The 1,791-nt window shown below is 45.5% G+C and carries 2 protein-coding genes and 1 pseudogene; 2 read left to right on the top strand and 1 reads right to left on the bottom strand.

Annotated features, from left to right (window positions below; translation table 11 throughout):
- Positions 1–89 (top strand): DNA-directed RNA polymerase subunit omega (locus PX481_RS29555; protein ID WP_502888585.1); only part of this gene is annotated, 89 nt, incomplete at its 5' end.
- Positions 90–341: 252 nt separating this feature from the next.
- On the opposite strand, the gene PX481_RS02145 is transcribed toward PX481_RS29555, so the two are convergent.
- Complete coding sequence (locus PX481_RS02145; RefSeq protein WP_288023976.1) at positions 342–965, bottom strand: DUF3782 domain-containing protein; 624 nt, start codon at positions 963–965, stop codon at positions 342–344.
- Positions 966–1,165: 200 nt separating this feature from the next.
- Between PX481_RS02145 and PX481_RS02150 the strand changes: the two are divergent.
- A pseudogene (locus tag PX481_RS02150) lies at positions 1,166–1,622 on the top strand (PEP-CTERM sorting domain-containing protein).
- Positions 1,623–1,791: the final 169 nt, after the last annotated feature.

Below are 1,791 nucleotides of genomic sequence, written 5' to 3' on the forward strand. Positions count from 1 at the left end.
ATATCGACGACCCGATGATTAAACCCGTCCAACGGGCCCTGATGGAAATGACCGACGAATTAACCGAACCGGAATTATTACGCGATTAATCCCCTAAAATTGCCTGGAACCCACCCTTACATTTCATCGGGGTTGATACCCAGTGATCTTAGTCTTTCCCCTAGTCGTTGGGATTTTTGTTCCGCTTCCTGTTTGGCTAAACGTGCTTGCTGGGCGATCAAACCTGCTTGAGCGGCGATCGCCCTTTCCTCTGCGGTTAAATAGCGATTTCCCGATACTGGGAAGAAGGCGATTTTTATTGTAGGAAAGGTTAACCATAGCGAGGGTTTTGACTAGGGAGATTACCAAGTATTCGGTTGAAAGTCGGCATCATTAATAATGGCCACCGTATCCCCAGATGGTTTAATCACAAATAGACCTTTTTTATAAGCGTATCGATCGATCCCCTCGTTGATTTCAATTCCCGCCACCGCACCGTAAGCTCGATAGTTTTGATAATGGGGAAAAGCGATTTTAAAGCGGGTCAATTTTTCGATAAATTCATCCACATCATCTTTAGATAATCTAGATTTACATTCCACCACCACGAGATCGGTATCATCTACCGCTAGGATATCAATTTCCATGGCGATGCCCTGACGCTTGACTCTAGCGCGGGGATAAACTTCTTTAATATCGATGCCTTTTTCCTGAAAAAGCCGTAAAACCGCCGGTTCTACCAATTCTTCCACAAATCGACCCCAGCGAGTGGTGAGACTATCTACCGCTTTGCTGGTTCGTTCAACCGTCCGTTTCAGTTCTGCCATGGAGCGATCGCTTTCTAGTTTAGATTCCGCCAGGAGGTTCTCTATTTCGACTCTATGGCGATCATATTCCGCCTTAGATTCGGCAGCCCGGCGATCATATTCCTCGGCGGAAGCGCGGAATAGCTGGTAAATATCCTCAAGAGTTACCGGTTCATTCATAGACTTACCTCTAAAACACCCCTGATCATTTTAGCGATTCCCTCGAGAAGCCGGACGAGAGCCAGAGAGCAAAACGAAAAAAATATTAAGAATTATGTAAAAGACTTGACAAATGTGCGGGGGGGGGTAAGGTTTTTCTGGAATTTACTTGGTTCCAAAACTTGCATAATCCTTACAACGCTCAAAGAGCTTGATTTTAGATGAAACTAACGATTATGGGTATTTTATCTGGGGTTGCCTTTGCGACTCTGGGCATCTCTGGCATTGCAGAAGCTTTTCAACTGATTCCTTCTGGTCTTAGTCCTGGTAATCAGTATCGCTTGGTATTTGTTACGGATGGCACGATTCAAGCAACAAGCACTGACATAAATACCTACAACACCTTTGTTGACAATGAGGCGCACACCTCAACAATATTAAATGACGCTTTTACGAATGTAGGAATCGACCCTGCTAGTATTACCGAAAAATTGGGTTCGTTATGGGAGCGATTTTGGTCCAGGGTTTAACGGTCCGGTAGCATTCCGCCCTTTGTACGGAATCTCTTCGGTGCTGACGGTTCCCACCACGACCACTCCAGAACCTTCTAGCCTTCTCGGTTTTATCACCTTGGGCCGATTAATGCTAGGGGGTACCGTCCGCAAAGCCCGCAAGTAATGCCTACAAGGGAGAGGAGGCGAGGGTTTCCTCTCTCGAAGCGGAGGTTTTCGATACTTTATGGCTCTTCGGTTTGTGTTATGCAATGGACGGGGATTATAAGGGATGTAACCCTTATATAGAAAGGCATTTAGCGATTTTTGTCAATTGTTTTTTATCTAGAGCGAAC

The organism is Microcystis sp. M53603_WE2 (assembly GCF_030065435.1).

Coding starts and splice junctions, on each gene's coding strand:
- PX481_RS02145 (WP_288023976.1), bottom strand. CDS start 965: ATGAATGAACCGGTAACTCTTGAGGATATTTACCAGCTATTCCGCGCT.